Source organism: Chryseobacterium tructae (genome assembly GCF_030409875.1).
GTDB classification, from domain to species: domain Bacteria; phylum Bacteroidota; class Bacteroidia; order Flavobacteriales; family Weeksellaceae; genus Chryseobacterium; species Chryseobacterium tructae.
The window spans coordinates 3,629,786-3,653,670 of record NZ_JAUFQR010000001.1 but is presented as its reverse complement, the minus strand read 5'-3'; the positions used below and the strand labels follow the sequence as shown (position 1 = coordinate 3,653,670).

At 34.6% G+C, this 23,885-nt stretch carries 13 protein-coding genes and 4 pseudogenes; 13 read left to right on the top strand and 4 right to left on the bottom strand.

The genetic code is table 11. The features are described from left to right. Positions 1-91: 91 nt before the first annotated feature. Positions 92-1,533, bottom strand: a pseudogene (gene ccoG, locus QWZ06_RS18135) (cytochrome c oxidase accessory protein CcoG). Positions 1,534-1,791: 258 nt separating this feature from the next. On the opposite strand from ccoG, the gene QWZ06_RS18130 reads away from it, so the two are divergent. Further along, on the top strand, positions 1,792-2,685 hold the full coding sequence (locus tag QWZ06_RS18130; RefSeq protein ID WP_290300154.1) for an SMP-30/gluconolactonase/LRE family protein: 894 nt from the start codon (positions 1,792-1,794) through the stop codon (positions 2,683-2,685). 104 nt (positions 2,686-2,789) lie between these two features. On the opposite strand, the pseudogene QWZ06_RS18125 reads toward QWZ06_RS18130, so the two are convergent. Further along, positions 2,790-4,096 (bottom strand): annotated as a pseudogene (locus QWZ06_RS18125) (DEAD/DEAH box helicase). A gap of 347 nt (positions 4,097-4,443) precedes the next feature. Here QWZ06_RS18125 and QWZ06_RS18120 point away from each other — a divergent pair. From QWZ06_RS18120 to QWZ06_RS18070, 10 genes and pseudogenes are all read left to right on the top strand, one after another. Then, a complete protein-coding gene (locus tag QWZ06_RS18120) occupies positions 4,444-6,408 on the top strand; it encodes a DNA methyltransferase (protein ID WP_290300153.1) in 1,965 nt (654 codons plus the stop codon). Positions 6,409-6,412: 4 nt separating this feature from the next. Beyond that, positions 6,413-7,894 carry a DEAD/DEAH box helicase family protein gene (locus QWZ06_RS18115; RefSeq protein WP_290300151.1) on the top strand — a complete coding sequence of 494 codons (1,482 nt, stop codon included), beginning with the start codon at positions 6,413-6,415 and terminating at the stop codon, positions 7,892-7,894. Beyond that, complete coding sequence (locus tag QWZ06_RS18110) at positions 7,888-8,964, top strand: hypothetical protein (RefSeq protein ID WP_290300150.1); 1,077 nt, start codon at positions 7,888-7,890, stop codon at positions 8,962-8,964. The genes QWZ06_RS18115 and QWZ06_RS18110 overlap by 7 nt, the downstream gene beginning before the upstream one ends. Positions 8,965-9,199: 235 nt before the next feature. Further along, positions 9,200-10,989, top strand: a pseudogene (rpsA, locus tag QWZ06_RS18105) (30S ribosomal protein S1). Positions 10,990-11,350: 361 nt separating this feature from the next. Beyond that, positions 11,351-13,548 (top strand): annotated as a pseudogene (locus QWZ06_RS27960) (T9SS-dependent M36 family metallopeptidase); the annotation flags it as partial. 15 nt (positions 13,549-13,563) lie between these two features. Next, complete coding sequence (locus tag QWZ06_RS18090) at positions 13,564-13,956, top strand: T9SS type A sorting domain-containing protein (RefSeq protein WP_290301381.1); 393 nt, start codon at positions 13,564-13,566, stop codon at positions 13,954-13,956. 205 nt (positions 13,957-14,161) lie between these two features. Next, complete coding sequence (locus QWZ06_RS18085) at positions 14,162-16,804, top strand: T9SS-dependent M36 family metallopeptidase (RefSeq protein WP_290300146.1); 2,643 nt, start codon at positions 14,162-14,164, stop codon at positions 16,802-16,804. Between the two features lie 126 nt (positions 16,805-16,930). Further along, positions 16,931-17,917, top strand: coding sequence for an EamA family transporter (locus tag QWZ06_RS18080; protein WP_290300144.1), 987 nt, complete (start codon positions 16,931-16,933; stop codon positions 17,915-17,917). Between the two features lie 85 nt (positions 17,918-18,002). Then, positions 18,003-18,998 (top strand): alpha/beta fold hydrolase, encoded by a 996-nt coding sequence (locus tag QWZ06_RS18075; protein ID WP_290300142.1) that lies wholly within the window; start codon positions 18,003-18,005, stop codon positions 18,996-18,998. Positions 18,999-19,080: 82 nt separating this feature from the next. Continuing rightward, positions 19,081-19,593: a DUF3592 domain-containing protein gene (locus tag QWZ06_RS18070; protein ID WP_290300140.1), complete on the top strand. Its 513-nt coding sequence runs from the start codon at positions 19,081-19,083 to the stop codon at positions 19,591-19,593. Here QWZ06_RS18070 and QWZ06_RS18065 read toward each other — a convergent pair. Beyond that, positions 19,590-20,738: an MFS transporter gene (locus QWZ06_RS18065; protein WP_290300139.1), complete on the bottom strand. Its 1,149-nt coding sequence runs from the start codon at positions 20,736-20,738 to the stop codon at positions 19,590-19,592. The genes QWZ06_RS18070 and QWZ06_RS18065 overlap by 4 nt on opposite strands. A 75-nt stretch (positions 20,739-20,813) precedes the next feature. Between QWZ06_RS18065 and QWZ06_RS18060 the strand changes: the two genes are divergently transcribed. Both QWZ06_RS18060 and QWZ06_RS18055 read left to right on the top strand, forming a co-directional pair. Further along, positions 20,814-21,596: an AraC family transcriptional regulator gene (locus tag QWZ06_RS18060; protein ID WP_290300136.1), complete on the top strand. Its 783-nt coding sequence runs from the start codon at positions 20,814-20,816 to the stop codon at positions 21,594-21,596. A 189-nt stretch (positions 21,597-21,785) separates the two neighbouring features. Beyond that, positions 21,786-22,229, top strand: a complete 444-nt coding sequence (locus QWZ06_RS18055) for an SRPBCC family protein (protein ID WP_290300134.1) — start codon at positions 21,786-21,788, stop codon at positions 22,227-22,229. Between the two features lie 1,015 nt (positions 22,230-23,244). Here QWZ06_RS18055 and rplS read toward each other — a convergent pair. Then, a complete protein-coding gene (rplS, locus tag QWZ06_RS18050; protein WP_068942389.1) occupies positions 23,245-23,601 on the bottom strand; it encodes a 50S ribosomal protein L19 in 357 nt (118 codons plus the stop codon). Positions 23,602-23,885 lie beyond the last annotated feature (284 nt).

Genomic DNA, 23,885 nt, shown 5'->3' with positions numbered 1-23,885 from the left:
TTACATTTAAAATATATGTTCAAACTCTGGAACCCGAACCGCACCTCTCTAAAAATATCAAATATCAATTACAAAATATTATTTCTATTCGTTATAATGCAAGCTTAAATGGCCCTTCAAAGGTTGTTTCAAAAGAATCAATGAGTTTTCCATTTTCATCAAAAACACCAATGACCATATTTTGTTTAGAGAACTTGATTTTATCTTCAGGGAAAGAGATATTGATATTTCCTTTTAAGATTTGGTCTCCCTTCAGAATGATTTTTTCAGAGCCGAAATAGGTAATTTCAGCATTGTCAGGAGTGATCACTTTAATGGTCAATGTCTTTTTCTCATTCGATTTATTCAGAAGAGTATAGATAAAAGTGTTGGTAATTTTACCATTTTTAATAAAGAAAGTAGAACCGGCAGGTTTAATGAATTTAGCTTCCATAGAACCACGATCATACATTAAAAAGCCAAGGAACCCAACTAATAACGCCAGAATAACTGTGGTAGCTTTCATTCTCGGAGTAAACTTAAATTGCTCCCGGTTTCAATTTCTGCTTCCGTTGCATATCGAACAAGCCCTTTAGGCAAGCCTACTTTATCCATTACTTCATCACAGGCATCAATACATGCTGTACAGTTGACACACTCTAATTGTTGACCATTTCTGATATCAATTCCCGTAGGGCAGACCACAACGCATTGATTACAATCTATACAATCTCCTTTACCGGCAGCTTTTCTATCTTCATTATTTCTCCATTTTGAGCGGCCTTCCCCTCTTTTAAAATCATAATATACGTTGATGGTCTGCTTATCAATTAACACACCTTGAAGTCTGCCATAAGGGCAAACCAGTGTACATACCTGCTCACGAAGCCATGCAAAAACAAAATAAAAAGTCATCGTGAAAAAGATCATTGTGATAAACTTTAATGGATGTTCTGCAGGCCCCTCAATCATAATTTGGAATACCTGTTCATAGCCTACAATATACATGAACATAAAGGTAGAAATGATCATAGAAATCAAAATAAATACAGACCATTTCGTAATTCTTTTTCTGATCTTTTCAGCATCCCATTCCTGTCTGTCCAGCTTCATTTGTTTGTTTCGATCACCTTCAATCCAATATTCTATTTTACGGAATACCATTTCCATAAATAAAGTTTGCGGACAAAGCCAACCGCAGAATATTCTTCCGAAAACTACAGTGAACAACATCACGAAAATAACAGAGGTAACCGCTCCAAGGGCAAGGATAAAAAAGTCCTGAAGGTAAAATGGCTGTCCTATGATAAAGAATTTCCTGTCGATAACATTAAATAGGAAGAAAGGATTATTATTAATTTTTAGAAAAGGTAATCCGAAGAATAAAGCTAATAAAGCATAGCTGGTATAGTTCCTATAATTGGTGTATTTTCCTTTAGGTTTTCTGGGGAAGATCCATTTTCTTTTTCCGGTCTCATCCATTGTTCCTACCGAATTTCTAAAATCTTCATTTTCAATATCCAGGGATTTGATGTTGTTGGACTCTGCGCTCATTATCGTATGCTATAAAAGTATTTTGGTAATATTTTTCATCCGAATCAACTCCTATTTATCCCGCTGAATTTACATAGATAAACGGTATCGATTCCTCTACTGCAAAGCTCTTAATAATCTCTTTTCGCTCCTAATATGATCTACTTCAAAAATAGGACAATTGGGACATTCTGTATTTTGAAGAATAATTTATCAAAATGAGAAAATATTTTTGAAACCGATTAAGCATATCGTAAATTGCAGATCTAAAAATGAAGTATGAAGAATATCTGTAAAGCAAGCCTGATTGGTTTGGTTTTCGCATTGGTAAACTGCCAATCAGTAAATAGTAGTAAAATGTTTTATGAGGGAGTGAAACCGGAAAGGATTTCGGATAAGTTTAGCTTTACAGAAGGGCCTTCAACAGATAAGGAGGGAAATGTCTATTTTACGGATCAGCCTAATGATAAAATCTATTATTGGGACTGGAAAAGTAATCAGATTGTAGAGTTTTTAGACAAAACAGGAAGAGCCAACGGAACCCATTTTGATAAAGATGGTTTTTTGATCACCTGTTCAGACGATAAAGGAGAGATCTGGAAGATTTCAAAAAATAAAAAAGTAGAGGTATTGCTAAAAGATTTCGAAGGGAAAAGATTAAACGGCCCTAATGATGTCTGGAATGATACTTTTGGAGGAATGTATTTTACCGACCCTTTATATGAAAGGGATTATTGGATAGACTTTAAACAAGAACTGCCTCACAAAAGCCTTTATTACAGAAATAAAGAAGGTAAAATTGCTAAGCTAGAGACCTTTACTCAGCCTAACGGAATTGTAGGAAGTGAAAAATTAAGAAAATTATACCTTTCAGACATTGACGCAGGAAAAACCTATGTATATGATATCCTGGGTGAAGGGAAGCTATCTGAGAAGAAGCTCTTTTGCGAGATGGGTTCAGATGGAATGACGCTGGACAAACATGGAAACCTTTACTTAACCGGAGACGGAGTTCATGTTTTTAACCGTGAAGGAAAGAAAATTTATCATATTACCATTCCCGAAAAATGGACTTCCAATGTAACATTCGGAGGAGAAAATAATGATGTTTTATTTATCACAGCTTCAAAATCGGTATATACTTTTCCGATGAGAGTAAGAGGGATAAAATAAAATTTTGCCACGAATGTACTAATCTTATTCGTGCATTCGTGGCAATTAAAATATTTTTGATTAACAGTATTCAATTTATTAAAGAAAAATCTTGAACTATTTCTTTAATAAGCAACCTCCATCTTCACTTTTTTCCCTTTCAGTTTTTCATTCTGAAGCTTTCGTAAAAGAGCATTCACTTTATTTCTGGAAACGGCAACATAAGAAGTGGTATCTTTTACTTCAATAACACCCACATCTTCTTTCTGTAATTCTCCTTTTTTAAGTAAATAACCTACAATATCCACTTTATTTACCTTATCTTTTTTTCCGGCACTGATATAAATCGTCTGGTAAGGTGTTTTTTCAGGAACTTTAGTAAATCCGGCAACACTTTCTTCTGGAGTATCATTCTTGATGAAGGGGAAGTTATCATCCTCATTCATAATCAGGTATACAAATCCTTTGGCATTCATCCTGGCGGTACGTCCGTTTCTATGGATGAAAGCATCCTCTTTTGGAGGCAGTTGATAATGTACAATAGATTCTACTTCAGGAATATCCAGTCCGCGAGCAGCAAGATCGGTGGTGATAAGGATTCTTGCAGAGTCATTTCTGAATTTCAGTAACGCGCGTTCTCTTTCATCCTGTTCCATTCCACCGTGGAAGGTTTCTCTGTCGATACCCATTTGGTGAAGAAGCTCAGAAATACGGTCTACTGCATCACGGTGATTACAGAAGATCAGCGTTCTTTTATTCCCGATTTTGCAAACCAAATTGAATAATGTATCCAGTTTTTCTTCCGGAATCGTCATTACTTTTCTTAGCTGAAGATCCGGTTTTATATCATTTTCTTTAAGGAAGCTGATGATTTTTTCATCTTTTAAGCCTGTAAATGCAGGAATTTCATCCATTGCTGTTGCAGACGTTAAAATTCTTTGAGAAAGTCCTTTTAAAGAATTACAGATAAACTCCATATCATCATGGAAACCTAGTTCCAATGCCTTGTCAAATTCATCCAGAACCAATGTCTTGATTGTTTTCGGATCAAATTATCATTCCTAACGTGATAAGTAACTCTTCCCGGAGTTCCGATTAAAACAGCCGGAGCTTCAATTAAATTATTGACTTCAATCTTTTTATCATGTCCACCATAGCAAACGGAAACTTTAAAATCTGTTCCCATCGATTTGAAAACCTGCTCAATCTGTAATGCGAGTTCTCTGGCAGGAACTAATATTAAAGCCTGAACACCCTGAACGTCCTTTTTCAGATTTCTGAGAACCGGAAATAAAAAAGCAAGAGTTTTTCCCGAGCCAGTAGGAGAGAGCAGAACAATATCTGTATTGTTTTCAGACGCTTTATAAGTAGATTTCTGCATCTGATTCATATCCTGAATCTGCAGCTTTTGATAAATTGATTGTAGTTCCATGCTGCAAAGGTAGTGAATTTTGTGTTTGAGGGTTTTAGGATGATAGAGTTTTAGAGTAAGTGCAGAAAGTTGTGACTAAAGTTTATATTATTGTCATTCTTCAATGGGTATTCCGAAGCGAAGAATTTCAATGTTCGGCTTTATAAATGCTTTTTGAACTTCGCTTGTAGAATTTCAGTTTATACAGACCTTGACAATTCCAATACAATGCAGATCATCTGTCTACTGTATAATTGAAGATTCACCTGCGAAACAAAATTGGCTATTGAAGTTTTAGCTTATTTATGGTTTCCCATAATTGTAAGCTCTGAGCTTCGAGTAGATTTGACGAAACAAAACTTAACATCATGAAACTCTACCAAACCCTGGAAAATCAAATTAAAAAAGAACCTAATTACGTTTCCGATAACGGAGAAATAAAAAAATGGGTTGTCTTGAATAAAGCACAAAACTTCGATGAAGAACTGATCGGATTACTCTTGGAAGATGCAGATCTGAAAGAAAAATTTTTCATACAAGTAAAAGAGGTCTGGGTATTCAACCAAAACCTTTTCATTCAATTTCTTGAACAGAAAAATTACCTGAATGACAGCTATACTCAATTTAAAAATAAAGTAGGATTAACGATTGATGGTAAGCATCTGAAACAACACAACGAAGTATCATTGGTCTGGCCATTCAAAGACTGTATTCTGGAGGGCGGCCAAAGCCGTGAGGAAGATAAAAGAGAAGAAATTTTCTTCAATAAAGTTCTGGCGCAGGATGAAATTACAGAATTGCTGGATCCCAAAGTATTAACTAATGCTAAACGGTTTGATAAAGATGGCGAACATTCTTTTGATCAATTCAAACGAAATGAAAATGGAACTATTACTGACAATCTTATTATCAAAGGAAATAATCTTTTGGCATTGCATTCTTTGAAAAAAGAGTTTGCTGGAAAAGTGAAACTGATTTATATAGATCCGCCGTATAATACGGGAAATGATTCTTTTAGCTATAATGATTCATTTAATCAATCTACATGGTTGACATTTATGAAAAATAGAATTGAATCTGCTAAAAGATTAATGTCTTCCTCTGGAGTTTTTTTAGTTCAATGTTCTTTCCATCAATACGCTTACTTAAAAGTCCTTATGAATGATTTGTTTGAAAAGCATTTGTGTGACTTTAATATTCAGGTTAGACATCCAGATAGAGCATTAACAGGAGATAAAGAATTTAATGATGTTATTGAATATATTCTTATTTATTCAAATGATAAAAATAAAAAAATGCCTTTTATTGAAGAACAGAAAACTATTGATGATTATAATTTACAAATAGAAATAGATCCAGAAGCTATAATTGAAACAATTCAATGTGGATCAAAAAATGTGGAGGTGTATCTACCATATCAATATAAAGTTACTCAAATACCATCAAGTAAAGAAGGGCTCAAAAAGATTAGTATTCGTGGTTCGATAAGAGAAAAAAATAGTAGTGGAAGATTTTTTGTTAAACATTTAGAGAAACTAAATGAATATCCTTCAGAAACACTTTTTAAAGTTCCGGATATGGGTGATGATGCAGTGAATTATAGATTTTTTTATTCAGCCCCAAAAGGGAATAAGAATGGAGGATATTATCAAGGAATGCCTACAAGTAGTGATATTACAAAAAAACAATTTCCTAACTTTTATAATTTTGAAAAAGAATATAATAATGTTTCAAAACAAGGAGGAGTAGAATTTAGAAATGGAAAAAAGCCTGAAGAACTATTAAAGTTTTTGATACAGATATTCAGTAATCCAAATGACATTATACTTGATTATCATTTAGGGAGTGGATCAACGATCGCTACTTCACATAAACTAGGAAGACAATATATAGGTATTGAACAAATGCAAAGCCAGATAGATTTGTCAACAAGCAGAATGAAGAATGTAATCAATGGTGATATAACTGGCATTTCAAAAACTGATGATGTCAATTGGCAAGGCGGCGGCTCATTCATCTACCTCGAGCTCAAAAAATACAATCAAACCTTTATTGAAAAAATAGAAGAAGCGAAAGATGAAGAAACACTTCTTCAGGTTTGGGAGGAAATGAAAACGAAGTCTTTTCTGAACTATAATGTAGATATCCAAAAACAGGAACAACATATTGAAGATTTTAAAACATTAAGCCTACAGGAACAGAAACAGCATCTTTGTGAATTGCTCGACAAAAATCAGCTCTATGTCAATCTTTCTTCCCTTAAGGATGGAAACTTTGAGTGTACACCTGAAGAGCAAAAGGTAACCCAGGCATTTTATCAATTTAAAAACTAAGCAGATGGCATTTTTACACGATATATTTAATAATCCTTTTGCGCGCAAGGCTTTGGCAGAAGTTGCTTTGCCCAATGGAATCGCAGATAATCTGAAATTTGAAATTCGTCCTTATCAGGAAGAAGCCTTCAGGCGTTATTTATATACTGAAAGGGAAGATTTTGATGGTAAACCGAAAAAGCCTCTCCATCTCCTTTATAATATGGCAACAGGAAGCGGAAAAACAATGGTAATGGGTGGTTTGATGCTGCATCTTTATGAAAAAGGTTACCGTAATTTTTTGTTTTTTGTCAACAGCAATAATATCATTCAGAAAACAAAGGATAACTTTCTTAATCCTCATACATCCAAATATTTATTTCAGGAGAAGATTGTTATCAATGGGAAAGAAGTTTTTTTGAAGCAGATCGATAATTTTGATGAATCAGATCATGAAAATATTAATATCAAGTTTACAACGATTCAGCAGCTTCATATTGATTTAAATAATACCAAAGAAAACAGTATTACCTATGAAGACTTTCAGGACAAAAAGATCGTTTTGATTGCTGATGAGGCTCATCATCTGAACAGTGGAACTAAAAGTGGAAACCTTTTTGGGAGTTGGGAAGAAACCGTTCTGGAGATTCTACATCAGAATTTTGAAAATATCCTTTTGGAATTCACAGCTACTTTGGATTATGAAAGCCGGGAAATTACTGAAAAGTATAAGAATAAGGTCATTTATAAATATGATCTGGCTCAGTTCAGAACGGATAAGTTTTCAAAGGAGATCAATCTTGTCCGTTCTATGTATGATGAACAGGAAAGAATTATTCAGGCTTTGATTCTCAATTTGTATCGTCAGGAGCTAGCCACTATACATCATATTAATCTGAAACCCGTTATTCTTTTCAAAGCTAAGAAAACCATCAAAGAATCAGAGCATAATAAAGAAAACTTTCATCAACTGATTGATGGTTTCTCCGAAGTAATGGTAGAGAAGATCAGAAAAACATCTACAGTTGCTGTTGTTCAAAAGGCTTTTGATTTTTTTAAAACCAGAAATATTTCAAACAATGAGATTGTGAAACGAATACAGACTTATTTCAGGGAAGAAAACTGCCTGAGTGCCAACAATGACTCAGAAGCAGAGAAAAACCAGATCTTACTCAATACACTGGAAGAAGAAAATAATCCGATTCGTGCTGTATTTGCGGTTCAGAAGCTTAATGAAGGCTGGGATGTGCTCAACTTATTTGACATTGTAAGATTGTATGAAGACCGTGACGGCAAAGATGGAAAGCCAGGAAAAACAACCCTTTCCGAAGCCCAGCTAATTGGGCGTGGAGCAAGATATTATCCGTTTGCTGTGGAAGAAGGAGAAGATAAGTTTGTTCGAAAATATGATGATGATATTTCAAACGATCTGAAGATCTTAGAAGAATTGTACTATCATACCAAAGAAGACAGCCGTTATATCTCAGAACTTAAAAAGCATTGGTAGACTCCGGAATATATGAAGATGAAGCCAATCTTGAGACCAAACAGTTGAAGTTAAAACCTGCATTTAAAACCACAGAATTATATAAAAGCGGAGTCGTATTTTCTAACAGGAAAATCCCCAAAAAATTTGATCAGATAAAGTCTTTTAAAGATCTGGGAATTATTAAACCCAAGTTTAGTCATCAGTTATCTTCAGGAAATGGAAGAACATCCAATATCTTTTTTGAATTAGAAAAACCGGTTTCATTTGATGAAGGTATAAAATCTGAAGGCGTCAGAATTCAGGATATTCAGAAACATGTAATCAGATATGCTTTGAGCCGGAATCCGTTTTATTATTTTGATAATCTTTCACGCTATTTTCCTAATATAAAGTCTATCTGGGATTTTATAGAGGATGAAAAATATTTGGGCGGAATGGAAATCATATTCTACGGAACCCAAGGTCGTCTCCAGGAAATTTCACATTTTGATTACCTTCAGGCCCTGAATGGATTACTGCAGAATATAGAAGCAGATATTAAACATAACGCCCCGGATTATGAAGGATCTTCATTCAAGGCACAGCCTATTCGTGAGGTTTTCAGAGATAAAGAAATAAGAGTCAGTAAAGGCAGTATAAAAGCAGACGGGCAGGAAGGTGTGGTTTCAGATGAACCTTGGTATGCTTATAACGCCAATTATGGAACCAATGAAGAAAAAAGATTCGTAGAATTGTTTTCCAGACGCTTCAAAGGACTGAAACAAAAATTTCAGGATATTCACCTGATCCGTAATGAAAGGGAAGTTAAGATCTTTGATAAATTAGGACGTGCCTTTGAACCGGATTTTATCCTGTTTTGCAGTCAGAAAAAAGATAAACAGCTTACCTATCAGGTTTTTATAGAGCCTAAAGGAGCTCATTTAATAGATTATGACAGATGGAAAGATGATTTTTTAAGAAATATGGGGGATCAAAAGAAGACCATTACCATTCATACGGATGAATATTTAATTACAGCAGTACCGTTTTATAATCATGAAAATGAAAGAGAATTTGAACAGGCATTGGAAAAAGTCTTTATAAGCTGATATTGCTAAACATTTCATTTTAATATTTTACTTGGTGTTGAAAACCAGATGTTTGCGAGGTGAATTAAGGGGTTTGAAAATATTGCTTATCTCAAATAAAATTTATATCTTTGCACCCACTTTTTGTGTGAAAGGTTTGAAAAGGTAAAATATTAAAAATTAATTACTTCCGTATTTTTTAGATCCACATTTATTCAAACCGTTAAAAAAGAAGGAATACAAATTTTATTAGAAAATGTCAAAAGAGACAAATTCAGCAGAGGTTTTATTAAACCACAACGTAGCACCAGAACAATTTGATTGGGATTCTTTCGAATCAGGTCTTGATGCAGATGCGAGAAAAGAAAAAAGCGATTTAGAAGAAATCTACAACGGATCTCTTAACAGCCTAAACGATAATGACGTTTTAGTTGGTAGAGTTGTAAGATTAACTGATAAAGAAGCTATCGTAGACATCAACTTCAAATCTGAAGGTGTTATTTCTCTTAACGAATTCCGTTACAACCAAGGCCTTAAAGTAGGTGACGAGGTAGAAGTAATGGTAGACAAGAGAGAAGACAAAACTGGTCAATTACAATTATCTCACAGAAAAGCTAGAACGCTTAAAGCTTGGGATAAAGTAAACGAACTTCACGAAACTGGAGAAATCGTTAACGGTTTTGTTAAATCAAGAACTAAAGGTGGTATGATCGTTGACGTTCACGGAATCGAAGCATTCTTACCTGGTTCTCAAATTGATGTTAAGCCAATTAAAGATTACGATCAGTTCGTAGGAAAAACTATGGAGTTCAAAGTTGTGAAAATCAACCCTGAGTTCAAAAACGTAGTGGTATCTCACAAAGCATTGATCGAAGCAGATATCGAAGGTCAGAAAAAAGAAATCATCGCTCAACTTGAAAAAGGTCAGGTTCTTGAAGGTACTGTTAAGAATATTACTTCTTACGGTGTATTCATTGACTTAGGAGGTGTTGATGGATTGATCCACATTACAGACCTTTCTTGGTCTAGAGTGAACCACCCATCTGAAATCCTTGAGGACGGACAAACTGTAAAAGTTGTAATCCTTGACTTTGATGATGAGAAAACAAGAATCCAATTAGGTATGAAGCAATTAGAAGCTCATCCTTGGGATGCTCTTTCTGCTGATATGAAAGTTGGAGACAAAGTAAAAGGAAAAGTAGTAGTTCTTGCTGACTATGGTGCATTCGTAGAAATCGCTCCAGGTGTTGAAGGATTAATCCACGTTTCTGAAATGTCTTGGTCTACTCACTTAAGATCTGCTGGAGATTTCGTAAAAGTAGGTGATGAAGTTGAAGCTGAAGTATTAACTTTAGATAGAGAAGAAAGAAAAATTTCTCTTGGTATCAAGCAATTGTCTAAAGATCCATGGGAAACATCGAAGCTAAGTATCCAGTAGGATCTCAGCATGTAGGAACTGTAAGAAACTTCACTAACTTTGGTGTATTCGTAGAGTTAGAAGAAGGTATCGACGGATTAATCTACATCTCTGATCTTTCTTGGACTAAGAAAATCAAGCACCCATCTGAGTTCTGTGCAGTAGGTGATAAATTAGATGTTGTAGTTCTTGAATTAGATATCCAAGCTAGAAGATTATCTCTAGGTCACAAGCAATTGACTGAAAACCCATGGGATAAATTCGAAACTAAATATGCTGAAGGAACTATCCACGCTGGTAAAGCGGTAGAAGTTCACGATAAAGGAGCTTCTGTACAATTCGAAGATGCTGAGGTTGAAGCTTTCTGCCCTTCAAGATTATTAGAGAAAGAAGATGGATCTAAAATCAAGAAAGGTGAAGATGCTCAATTCAAAGTAATTGAATTCAACAAAGAATTCAAGAGAGTTGTAGTTTCTCACACAGGGATCTTCAGAGACGAAGAAAAGAAAAACGTTAAAGAATCTTCTTCTAGAAACGTATCTTCTTCTTCAAACAACGAAGAAAGATCTACTCTTGGAGACATCGATGCATTAGCAGAGTTGAAAAGAAAAATGGAAGAAGGTAAATAATCTTTGAACCATTTATAAATAGGAGCCGCTCATTTGAGCGGCTTTTTTTTGTGATTTATTTTAAAAGTAATGCGTTTAATGAGTGAAAAAAATTAAAAAAAAATTAAAATATACAGAAGAAAATTAAGAAAGTTTTTGCTGTTTTAATGCTTTTTTTCTCTCTATTAGGTGATGATAATAGTATGTAACTCATTGTTGTTGCTGTGTTGTAAGCAGATAATAAGAAAATAGGTTCTCTTTATTGTGATGTATTTAATTTTGTTAATATTGTTATTGTTTATTATTTTCGTGTTATAGGTGTTTTGGATTTAACGTAACTGTATTTATTTTATTAAATATATGTATATTGCCTGCTTTAATAATGGATATGAAAAATAAAACTCTACCTATTTTATTTGCTGTGTTTTCTGTATTTCCAGCAATTGTTTTCGGACAAGATAATGAAAGGCTTATTAAAGATTATATTTCTCAAAATAAAATTAAAGAATATAAGAAATCTGACCTTAATAATATTATCATTGATAATGTAGATCCTTCAAAATCATTGAACGGAGATGTTGTGAAGTTTTTACAAACATATAATGGTCTTCCGGTATATAGCTCTGTAGGAACTGCGCTTATTCAGAATAAAAAGATTGTTTATTATACAGATAATTTTGTAAAAGATTATAAAGAATCTACAGGGGGAAGCGCTTCCATTGCAGCAAGAGAGGCATTGCAAAAAATTGCAGATCATTTAGGGAAGGATGAGGTAAAATCTTATCATATTCTTGGGTATTCGGAGACAGATGCAGAAAATGGACATGCTGCAAAACAAAGATTAGTATACGCTGAGGATAAAGGAAGTCTGAAGCTGGCTTATCAATTCTCATTTCAGGACCCGAAATCACCTAGTTACTGGGATATTCTTGTGAATGCAAAAACAGGAGAAATTATTAGTGAATCAGACTTAAACCTGTCCTGTAACTTTCACGATGATGCTTTCTCGCATGGCGAATCAACACTTAGTCACCATGATCTTATAGGACCTGTGAAGATGAGTGCTCCGTCTGCTTTATTGTCACCGGATAATGCGACTTACAATGTGTTTCCATTGCCTATAGAATCTGCAACATTTGGGGCGAGATCAATAGTGACAAACCCTTGGTTACTTACCTCATCTCCGGAAGGATGGCATTCTGATGGAACAAATCATTATACAAATACCAGAGGAAATAATGTTTTTGCGTACGATGATAAGGCCAATACTAATGCACCTGGTACTTATGCTGATGGTGGGGCTAATAGAAGCTTTGATTTTCCATTCAGTATTAATGGCACCCCGGACAATAATTTAAATGCGGCGATTACCAATTTATTTTACATTAATAATAAGGTTCACGATATCTTTACAAATTTGGATTTACTGAAACGGCGCGAAATTTCCAGCAAAATAATTTTGGATTAGGAGGGGTAGGAAATGACTATGTGAATGCAGAAGCGCAAGATGGTGGAGGTACAAATAATGCAAACTTTTCAAGCCCAGCAGATGGAAGTAAACCAAGAATGCAAATGTATCTGTGGAGTACCATCAATCAAAAATTCTATTATAATGCACCAAGTACAGCTACTCAAAGAAAACCTGTGGTGGGAACTGCAGACTTTGGTAATCAATTGAATGCTGTGGGGATTACAGGTGATGTGAAATTGTCTCTGGTTTCTGATGGATGTACAGCTTTACCTGCAGGATCTCTTGTGGAAAAGATTGGATTGGTTGAAAGAGGTACGTGTTCATTTGTTGTTAAAACTAAAAACCTTCAGGATGCCGGTGCGGTTGCAACGATCATTTATAATAATGATGCCAATGGGAATTCATTGAGTAATATGACAGGAACAGATCCAACAGTTACGATTCCTACCGTTTTGATTACAAAATCCGAAGGCGATTATATTAAAGGGCTATTGAATGCCAATACAACAGTAAATGTTACTCTGAAAAATGATCTGTCTACCAGTATGACTCCGGATGGAAGTTTTGATAATGGTATCATCACTCATGAGTATGGACATGGTATCTCTAACAGATTAACAGGAACAGGATCAAACTGTTTAAATGCGAATGTTAGTATGGAGCAAATGGGAGAAGGTTGGTCGGATTTCTTTGCACTTATGCTCACTAATAGACCCGGAGATAATGCTTCAGTTCCTAGAGGTATAGGAACATATGTAATGGGACAGACTCCGGCTGGTTTAGGAATCAGGCCTGCTCAATATTCTCCTGATTTTGCAATCAATAACTTTACGTATGGAAATACAAACGGAATGGTGTATACAAACGCAAATGGTGGTTTATCTCTTGATGTTCACTCTATAGGATTTGTATGGGCAACAATGTTATGGGATCTTCACTGGAAATATGTTGAAAAATATGGATATTCTTCTGATGTATTGTCTAGCACTCCAAATGGAAGTACTAAAGTATTGCAGCTGGTTACTGATGCTTTGAAACTTCAGGCTTGTAACCCTAGTTTTATTGATGGTAGAAATGCAATCTTAAATGCAGATTTAGCAACAACCAATGGAGAAGATAAGTGTATGATCTGGAAGGTCTTTGCAAAAAGAGGATTGGGAGTAAATGCTTCTGCAGGGATTAAAAATAATATTTACGATCAGGTTGAAAGCTTTGATTTACCTGAAGAATGTCGTTCATTGGCTACTGATGAAGTGAAGTCTGTACAGGAAAATAAAGTTTCTATTTATCCAAATCCGGCTAGAGAAGAATTCTTTATCAGCTTCCCAAGCAAAACTCTAGGAAAGGTAAGTGTAGAACTTTACGATATGTCTGGTAAAATGGTTTCTTCTGAAGATAAAATTTCGCCGGATGCCAAGAAAGCAATTTCTACAAGTCGTTTAGTGAATGGCACTTATATTGTGAAAGTAAAAGGACTTGGTTTTGAGGCTAGCTCAAAAGTGATGGTAAGAAAATAACTTTTAAAAGAATAGGTAATTATAGAAAACTGCTCTTATGAGCAGTTTTCTTCTTTTAGAAAATATATTTTGGATCTGAAAATCTGAATTGGATTCTTCATATTGAGGGATTTAAAATATATTTTAAATCCAATTTTATGTTTTGTGTATTTATTTTATGTTTTTTATATAAAATATTTGTAAATTGGCGGCTTTGATAATGAATATGAAAAACAAAACTCTACCTCTTTTATTTGCCGTTTTTTCTGTGTTTCCGGCTATTGTTTTCGGACAAGATAATGAAAAGCTTATTAAAGATTATATTTCTCAAAACAAAATAAGAGAATATAAGAAGTCTGACCTCAATAATTTTATTGTTGATAATGTAGATCCTTCAAAATCATTGAATGGTGATGTTGTTAAACTGATACAAACTTATAATGGCTTGCCAATATATAGTTCAGTAGGGACGGCGCTTATTAAGGATAGTAAAGTAGCTTACTATACAGATAATTTTATAAAAGATTATGTTGCTGCATCAGCTAAAAATGCATCAATAAGTGAAAAAATAGCACTTAAAAATATTGCAATTGATCTGGAAAATGATAAGGTTTCAAGTCTTCCGATTATTGGATTTTTTGAAAAAGGAACAGATAAATTGACTTCGGCAAAGCAAAGGCTTGTTTATATCAGTGATAAAAATAAAGAGCTTCGTTTAGCATATGAGTTTATATTTAAAGAACCTGATACAGCTAATTCCTGGAATATACTGATCGATGCAAATACCGGAAAAATTCTTAGCAAAATTAACCTGAACCTTGCATGTAATTTTCACGATGGTGCTTATGGCCATGACCACAGTGGAAGTCAGGTAAATATGATGCCGCAGCTACAGGATTTTTATATCCATGATAATATCCAAAAAAAGAATATGATGTTTTTTGCTCCGGATAATGCATCATATAACGTTTTTGCTTTACCTCTTGAAGCTCCTACTTTTGGGCAGCGTTCTTTAGTCAGTAATCCTTGGATTCTTGCTTCTTCACCCGAAGGATGGCATTCTAACGTAACTACTCATTATACGATTACAAGAGGAAATAATGTATATGCTTACGATGATAAAGATAATGATGAACAAACTTTTGGAGCTTCACCTGATGGCGGAGCAACAAGAAACTTTAATTTTGCTTATGATCCCAATGGATTAACATATAATAATTTATCTGCGGCAACTACCAATTTGTTCTATATCAGCAATATGGTGCATGATATATTCTATAAATTTGGGTTTACAGAGTCTGCAAGAAATTTCCAAAGTAATAATTTTGGGAACGGAGGGCTAGATGATGATGAGGTTTTTGCTCAATCCCAAGATGGAGGAGGATTTAATAATGCCAATTTTGCAACTTATCCGGATAATTATAACCCGATAATGCAAATGTACCTTTGGCTAGGTTCTAATAGAAAACTTTGGTATAATGCCCCTACAGATGCTGCTTCCAGAGTTGTAAATGCCGGAATAGCCCAGTTTGGTTCTCAGCTTAATGATATAGGAATTACAGGAGATGTTAAGATACCTACTGTTTTAGAAGCTTGTACAAGCATTCCGGCAGGTGAATTAACAGGTAAGATCGCTTTGATTCAAAGAGGAACCTGTGGTTTTGCTATTAAAGTTAAAAATGCAGAAACAGCAGGAGCTATAGGAGCTATTATTTATAACAACGCTGCAAATGGCGCTACAATTGGTAATATGGCAGGCGATGGAGTTGTTTCTCCAACAGTTACAATACCTTCAATATTAGTTGCTGAGGCTGAAGGATTGTTTATGAAAGATAAACTTGATGCCAATACAACAGTAAATACTACGCTGAGAGCTGATACAAAATATGATGGAAGCTTTGATAACGGTATTGTTACCCATGAATATGGTCATGGAATTTCCAATAGATTAACAGGAGATGGGTATAGCTGTTTAAATGCAAGACCTTATAATGGTAATCCAACCTATTCTAAAGAACAAATGGGTGAAGGATGGTCTGACTTCTTTGCATTAATGCTTACTAACAAGCCAGGAGATAACTCCACTGTTGCAAGAGGAATAGGGACTTATCCAATTGGGCAGCCAATAACAGGTGGAGGAATCAGACCTGAAAAATATTCTCCGGATTTCAATGTGAATGGCTTTACCTATGCTGATACAAACGGAATGGAGTATTCTGATAATGGAACAATGGTTGCTGATTCGCATTCTATTGGTTTTGTTTGGGCATCTATGCTATGGGATCTTCACTGGAAATATGTAGAAAAATATGGGTATTCATCTGATGTAACTGCTAATGCAACAAATGGAAGTTCTAGAGTATTACAATTAATTGTTAATGGACTTAAACTGCAAACATGTGATCCTAGTTTTATTGAAGGAAGAAACGCAATATTAGCCGCAGAATTGGCAGCAACAGAAGGCCAGGATAAATGTATGATCTGGAAGGTTTTTGCAAAAAGAGGATTAGGGATAAATGCATCAGCTGGGGATAAAACGAATATTAACGATCAGGTAGAAAATTTTGAAGTACCTGCAGAATGTGCTACGTTAGGTACAGATGAAATTACTTCAATTAAGGATAACAAGATTTCTGTTTATCCAAACCCGGCGAAAGATGAATTCTACATTAATTTTCCAAGCAAGACTCTTGGAAAAGTAAGTGTAGAGCTTTATGATATGTCTGGTAAATTGGTCTCTTCAGAAGATAAGATCTCTCCAGAAAACAAAAAAGCGATTTCAACAAGCCGTTTGGTAAATGGTACTTATATCGTGAAAGTGAAAGGACTTGGCTTTGAAGCTAATTCTAAAGTGATTGTAAAAAAATAACTAATTTATATAATCAATTGAAGATCGCCACAAGCTTTGCTTGTGGCGATCTTATTTATCTATTATAGCAACACTTCAAAGTACTTTAATTTATATATTGTACCTTTGCAGGCTGTTAAAAAAATTATGAAGAAGAAAAATATACTAAAAGGTGTTTTATTTGTAGGAATTGGTGCTAGTATATACGGAATGTTAGCCACTTTTGTGAAAATGGCTTATCATGATGGTTTTACAACATCTGAAGTAACTACATCCCAATTTGTACTAGGTTTGACAGGGCTTTTGATCCTGAATCTTATTCAAACCCTAACGTCAAAAAAGAAGTTATCAATGCCGAATTCCAAAGAGGTCAAAATGCTGATGCTTGCCGGAACATCATTGGGAGGAACAAGTTTGTTTTATTATATCGCGGTACAGTATATCAATGTTTCCATTGCTATCGTATTGCTGATGCAATCGGTGTGGATCAGTGTAGTGGTCGAAAGTATTCTGACTAAAAAGCTGCCCAATGCAAGGAAAATTGTTGCTGTAATTATTGTATTGCTGGGAACTGTTCTTGCAACCAACCTTATTAATATGGATATCGAATTGGATTGGCATGGAGTCTTTTGGGGACTGATGGCGGCAGGTTCGTATACACTAACGATGTTTACCTCTAATACATTAGCTACTCATCTTCCTGTTTTCAGAAAAAGTATTATTATGCTGGCTGGTGGTTCTATCGTGGTTTTTGCATTCCTATTCTTTGCGCAGATTGGACCGATGTATTTTGACGGATTAAAAACTTTCTATCTCAACTTTACAGAAAATACAGAACATATCCATTCTTTTAATTATTCAATATTCTGGACGTATGGAGCTATTTTGGCTTTGTTTGGAACCATTATACCCCCAATTCTGTTTAATATTGGTTTCCCTAACGCAGGATTAGGATTGGGAAGCATTGTTTCTTCACTGGAACTTCCGGTTTCTGTGACCATGGCCTTTGTATTATTGGGTGAAAAGGTGTTATTTATACAATGGGTAGGTATTGCATTAATTCTTTTTGCGATTGTTTTAATGAATCTTCCTTCCAAAAAAGAGAAAGAAGTTTCTATGGCAGAAGTATCTTAAAAATAATATTTAACTAAAAATAACAGTTGAAAACCGTTCCTTGTGGAGCGGTTTTTTTAATTTTAAGAACTTAAAGTAAAGAAGCATGAGATATTTTAGAAATATAATAACTACAGTAGCGTTAGTAGCTGTATCAGGAGGATTGTTTTCACAAATAAGGCCATTGGATGGCATGTTATCTGATTACAAATACCCTTATGAAGTTCGTTTTATAAATTTAAAATCGCAGGAGAACTCTCTGAAAATGGCTTACATGGATGTGAAACCACAAAAAGCCAATGGAAAAACGATCATGTTGCTGCATGGAAAAAACTTTAATGGTGCCTATTGGGAAAAAACAGCCAAAGATTTGTCAGAAAAAGGATTTAGAGTGATCATTCCGGATCAGATTGGATTTGGAAAATCATCAAAACCCCACAATTACCAATTTTCGTTTTCACAACTGGCAGAAAATACTAAAGCTATTTTAGATGAATTAGGAATTGATAAAACAATTGTTCTGGGACACTCAATGGGAGGGATGGTCGCTACAAGATTTACTTTACTGTATCCTGAGAAAGTTCAAAAGCTGATCCTGGAAAATCCTATTGGACTTGAGGATTATAAAACATTTGCTGCCTATCAGAATATAGACCAGGCGTACCAATCTGAACTTAAAAATACAGCTGAAACGTATAAAAATTATCAGCTAAAATTCTATTATGACAATCAATGGAAAGAAGAGTATCAGCCTTGGCTTGATCTTATTGCCGGATGGACACTCCATAAGGATTATCCACAGGTAGCATGGGATGCCGCTCTCACTTCCGATATGATCTACAATCAGCCCGTCTGTTATGAATTTAAAAACATAAAAGTACCTACTTTACTGATTATTGGAACCAGAGACAGAACAGCCATAGGAAAAGATAGGGCTCCGAAGGAACTTCAGCCTAAAATGGGTCAGTATCAGGAGCTGGGGAAGAAAACCCAACGTGAAATTGAAGGCTCAAAGCTTGTGGAGCTTGAAAATGTGGGACATCTGCCTCATATAGAAGTCTATTCTAAATTTTTTGATACTTTGTATAATTTTATTAAATAACTGAACAAGTTCAACAATTTCAGAATGAAAATAGCTTCTGTATTTACGAAAATGTTGGTTTTTACATTGAAAAGAAAATTGAATGAAAAGTAGTTTAAAAGCCCCAAAAAAACAGGTGAAAAGTAATCGTTTATTGGTGGTTTCTTTATCCATTATATTTACCCTTTCATTCCTGGCAATGGGGATTGGAGGAGTCTATTACAGTTGTAGTAAAATTTACAGGCATATCGATTTAGTATCTAATGGCGTGAAAACGGAAGCAAGAATTACAGGGTATAAAGAAAGCTGGTCTAGGGATAGTGACCAGGATATCTATACCAGAATATATTCTCCGATTATTACTTATTATGATTCTTCCAACCATTCATATACCCTTCATGCTGATTATGGCAGTAGCAGCAGGGAATGGTCTAATGATGTAACTGTGTATTTTGATAAAAAAGATCCTTCCAACGCTATTCATGGTGGATTTTGGCAACTTTGGTTTTTGCCATTTATATTCCTGTGTCTTTATATGATCCCATTAGTAATTGGATTGTTTGTTATAATATATTATATTGGAACATTAAAAAAGAAAAAACCGTTTAGAGCTTAAACGGTTTTCTCTTTTGGTTTGAATGCAAATAAAGTAATTACGCCAATCCCTGAAAAAATGAGGCATGAAATTCCCAGATTTTGAATGAATCCTATAGTTACCAATCCGCTTCCTATCAGTACATAATAAATAAGCCCCAGCAATGCTCCCGCGCTTCCGGTTTCATTTTTATAATTGATCAGGGCGGTACTCAGAATATTCGGAATAGCAATACTGAAGGCCATGACAATAAAGAAGTACGGAATCAGGAAATAAATACCATGATCAGTCAGGAGCCATACAAAAACAGAGGCTATGAATGATCCTATTACACTTGATGTTATTAAAATCTTAGGAGTTGTATTTTTCAGAAGTAAAAATCTGTTAAGCTTAGCTCCGGCAAATGTTCCTGCTGCTAATACAATGCTGCTGTATCCAAAAACATACGATGAATACTGTTGTTCCTTGAAAATAAAAGGAGCCAATGAATAATAGGAGAATAACAATACATTAAAACTCATTATCAATAAGCAGCATTTGATGATTTCCTGATCTTTGAGCATTCGTTTTAACAAGCTGAACAGCATTTGAAAACCGATCTTTTTCCCGGAATGATGGGTTTCAGAAACATTCCTTCTGGAAAGAATGTAAAATACAATTGCTGCCAGACATAAAGTGATAAAAACGCCCTGATGACCTGCTGAAGAAGCAAGAACTGAACCTGTGGTCATTCCAATAACCGGGCTGATGGATAAACCAATTCCAATCCATGAAAATACTTTGCTGATATGGTCTTTGTCATAAGTATCGCGCAAAATAGTCTGAGTAACGATAGATCCTACAGCAATCCCAAAAGCGGAAATAATTCTGGCAATCAGTAAAAGCGTAAAATTAGGAGCAAAAATAGCAGCTAAAGTTCCAATTCCATAAGTGATCAACCCATATTCCAACGACTTCTTTCTTCCAATTCTATCACATTGTACACCCCAAAATGCCACCCCAAGAGCAAAGGCAATAAAATAAAAGCTTATCGTTAAAGTCGTAGATTCTTCATTTACTCCAAATTTTTCCTGTACCATTGGCAAAACTGGGCTGTAGATGGTTTCCACAAACTGAGGAAGCATTACAAGCAAAGTGAGTAGCCAAAGAGGATTTGTCTTTTTCATTTTTTTCTGCAAAGTTTTGAAAAATTCAGTGTATATTTATAATGATATAAAAACAAAAAATATCAAAAATAGGACATGGCTGTATTAAAGCAGAATGAAGAGTTTAACGCTGACACTCTCAAAGAAAAAGTTATTGGTATTGCTTCGGATATGGTTATGCATGACTCCGGATTTCATGACCACAAGTCCAAGGCTCAGTTGCTGTACGCACCTTCCGGCTGTATGACAGTAACCACTTCTGACAGACAGTTTGTATTACCGCCATTCAGGATGCTGTGGATTCCTGCGAATGAGATTCATCGGGTTAATTTCCGGAATGTTGTGGCTTACAGATCTGTTTATTTTGATAGTGAATATGCTGAAAAGTATATGAGTGCAAGCCTCAAAGTATTGCATGTAAACTCTTTATTAAAAGAAATCATTGAAAGAATGTGTTTTTGGGAATGGGAGGCTTTGAATACCGCTCAGAATAATATTTTAAATGTCTTTTGGGATGAAATAAAACAGGCTCCTGAAGAAAACCTGAATCTTAAAATGCCTAGTGACAGACGCTTTAAAAGAGTAGTGGAAGAGTGGACAACACGAGTTTCTATGCCGCCAATGCTGAAAAATCTTGCAGAGCAAACCGGAGCTGTTGAAAAAACAATCACCCGTATTTTTAGAAAAGAAACTGATCTTTCTTATCAGGAATGGAGACAGCAATGGCGACTTCAGCGATCAATAGAGCTTCTGGTGGACGGAAATTCAATAGGGGAGGTGTCACATATCTTAGACTTCTCCTCAGACAGTGCTTTTATTGAATTTTTTAAAAAGCATACCGGATCTACACCCCTACAATATCTTATAAAGAACGAATAAATCTACTATTTATCCATAACATTGCAGTTGAAGACGTAATCATTCCCCTCCTCTGGAGGGATGGTAAAAATTCTTTGAATTTTTAACGGGGTGGTTAAACTATTGCTCCTCAGGCTATTTCTTGTCCTATGTAAAGTCCATTGGCAATTAATTTCCATAAAATTGTATAACCAAACTAAAATAAATACCATGGATAATTATACCAATACAATAGAAGTAAAAACTACTGCAGATAAATCTTATGATGCTTTAGCTTATCAGATTCCGCTTTGGTGGACTGAGATGTTTGAAGGATCTTCTGAGCAAGTAGGAGATGTGTTTACAATAAGATTCGGAGCTGATATTTACAAAACAATGAAGGTAAATGAATCAATGCCAAATTCAAAGATAATCTGGTATGTGGAAGACTCATTGATTGCTCTTCCGGAATTAAAGAACCAGACTGAATGGATAGGAACTACAATTGTTTGGAAAATAGAACAAAGTGCAGAAAATGCGCATATAAAAGTGACCCACCTTGGTTTACGTCCGGATATTGAATGCTATGACATCTGTTCCAATGGCTGGGTGCAATTCTTGGGTAGTCTGAAGCTTTTCCTGGAAACCGGAAAAGGTAATCCGTATAAAAAGTAATGTCATATTTGAAAATATAGATGTAAATAGGCTCTTTAATCGACTTAGGAATTAGGAGCGTTAAGAAAATTTGAATGTAATCCGTTAAAAAATTTCCACTGTCTGAGCATGGGAGTAATTTTGAATCGAAGCGGTACAGAATGATGCATGCGAGTTTGGAAATTTTAGGAGTACGTTTAAATTTTTAGCGGATAATTCCAGTCTTGAATTTTTGTATACTTTTGTTTCAAGACAAAAGGATAAGGATAAAAAAATGTATTAAAATACGAAGCTGAAACCCTTACAAGATGATAAAATTCTGGAAAGTAAAAAGTCATATTTGAAAATATAGATGTAAATAGGCTCTTTAATCGACTTAGGAATTAGGAGCGTTAAGAAAATTTGAATGTAATCCGTTAAAAAATTTCCACTGTCTGAACATAGGGGTAATTTTGAATCGAAGCAGTAGAGAATGATCCATGCGAGTTTGGAAATTTTAGGAGTACATTTAAATTTTTAGCGGATAATTCCAGTCTTGAATTTTTGTATCCTTTTGTTTCAAGATAAAAGGATAAGGATATAAAAAAATGTATTAAAATATGAAGCTGAGATCCTTCCAAGATGGCAAAATTCTGGAAAGTAAAAAGTTATATTTGAAAATATAGATGTAAACAGGCTCTTTAATCGACTTAGGAATTAGGAGCGTTAATAAAATTTGAATGTAATCCGTTAAAAAATTTCCACTGTCTGAGTATGGGAGTAATTTTGAATCGAAGCAGTAGAGAATGATCCATGCGAGTTTGGAAATTTTAGGAGTACATTTAAATTTTTAGCGGATAATTCCAGTCTTGAATTTTTGTATCCTTTTGTTTCAAGACAAAAGGATAAGTAATATAAAAAGAGAAATATTATTTTTAATAAGGCTCTTTTCAGAATGCCAAAATTCATGATATAAGAGTACTCATTACCAATTACCCATAAAAAAAGAAGCTGTTTACGAGTAAACAGCTTCCTTTTGCATTTATTGTTGTCTGAATTATTTCTTCTTGTAAGCAGCGTCTTTAATTCTCGCTTTTTTACCTCTAAGATCTCTGAAGTAGTAGATTCTAGCTCTTCTAACTCTACCTCTTCTGTCAACCTCAATTTTTTGAAGTGCAGGAAGGTTGATAGGGAATACTCTCTCTACACCTACATCACCAGACATTTTTCTGATTGTGAAAGTTTTTGTAGAACCAGTACCTCTTAATTGGATAACTGTCCCTTTGAAGAACTGAGTTCTAGTTTTTTGTCCTTCTTTAATTTCGTAATACACAGTAATTGTATCACCTGCTTTGAATTCAGGGAATTCTTTTTTCGCAATGTACTTGTCTTGTACGTACTTTAATAAATCCATTATTAATAAAATAAAATGTTAAAGCTAAGCAACTTACACGTTTATCGTCAGAGGTTGAATAACAGGTTGCAAATGTACAAAATAGTTTTTGAATACACCAAATATTTAATGTACTAAAAACTATAATTTTTACATTCCGGTTTTGCTAAAAAATTAACAGATTCGTTAAGATTCCATCAGCTAAAGTTTACATGGGACATCTACTTTTGCCCGAAATAAAAATCAGAGTGATGATTTTTTAAATTATTGATTCACAAATTAAAAATCTATATGTCATTTTAAAA

Bases quoted from the DNA above. Each gene is read 5' to 3' on its own strand.
- QWZ06_RS18130 (WP_290300154.1), top strand. From the start codon at position 1,792: ATGAAGAATATCTGTAAAGCAAGCCTGATTGGTTTGGTTTTCGCATTG.
- QWZ06_RS18120 (WP_290300153.1), top strand. From the start codon at position 4,444: ATGAAACTCTACCAAACCCTGGAAAATCAAATTAAAAAAGAACCTAAT.
- QWZ06_RS18115 (WP_290300151.1), top strand. From the start codon at position 6,413: ATGGCATTTTTACACGATATATTTAATAATCCTTTTGCGCGCAAGGCT.
- QWZ06_RS18090 (WP_290301381.1), top strand. From the start codon at position 13,564: ATGATCTGGAAGGTCTTTGCAAAAAGAGGATTGGGAGTAAATGCTTCT.
- QWZ06_RS18085 (WP_290300146.1), top strand. From the start codon at position 14,162: ATGAAAAACAAAACTCTACCTCTTTTATTTGCCGTTTTTTCTGTGTTT.
- QWZ06_RS18080 (WP_290300144.1), top strand. From the start codon at position 16,931: ATGAAGAAGAAAAATATACTAAAAGGTGTTTTATTTGTAGGAATTGGT.
- QWZ06_RS18075 (WP_290300142.1), top strand. From the start codon at position 18,003: ATGAGATATTTTAGAAATATAATAACTACAGTAGCGTTAGTAGCTGTA.
- QWZ06_RS18070 (WP_290300140.1), top strand. From the start codon at position 19,081: ATGAAAAGTAGTTTAAAAGCCCCAAAAAAACAGGTGAAAAGTAATCGT.
- QWZ06_RS18065 (WP_290300139.1), bottom strand. From the start codon at position 20,738: ATGAAAAAGACAAATCCTCTTTGGCTACTCACTTTGCTTGTAATGCTT.
- QWZ06_RS18060 (WP_290300136.1), top strand. From the start codon at position 20,814: ATGGCTGTATTAAAGCAGAATGAAGAGTTTAACGCTGACACTCTCAAA.
- QWZ06_RS18055 (WP_290300134.1), top strand. From the start codon at position 21,786: ATGGATAATTATACCAATACAATAGAAGTAAAAACTACTGCAGATAAA.
- rplS (WP_068942389.1), bottom strand. From the start codon at position 23,601: ATGGATTTATTAAAGTACGTACAAGACAAGTACATTGCGAAAAAAGAA.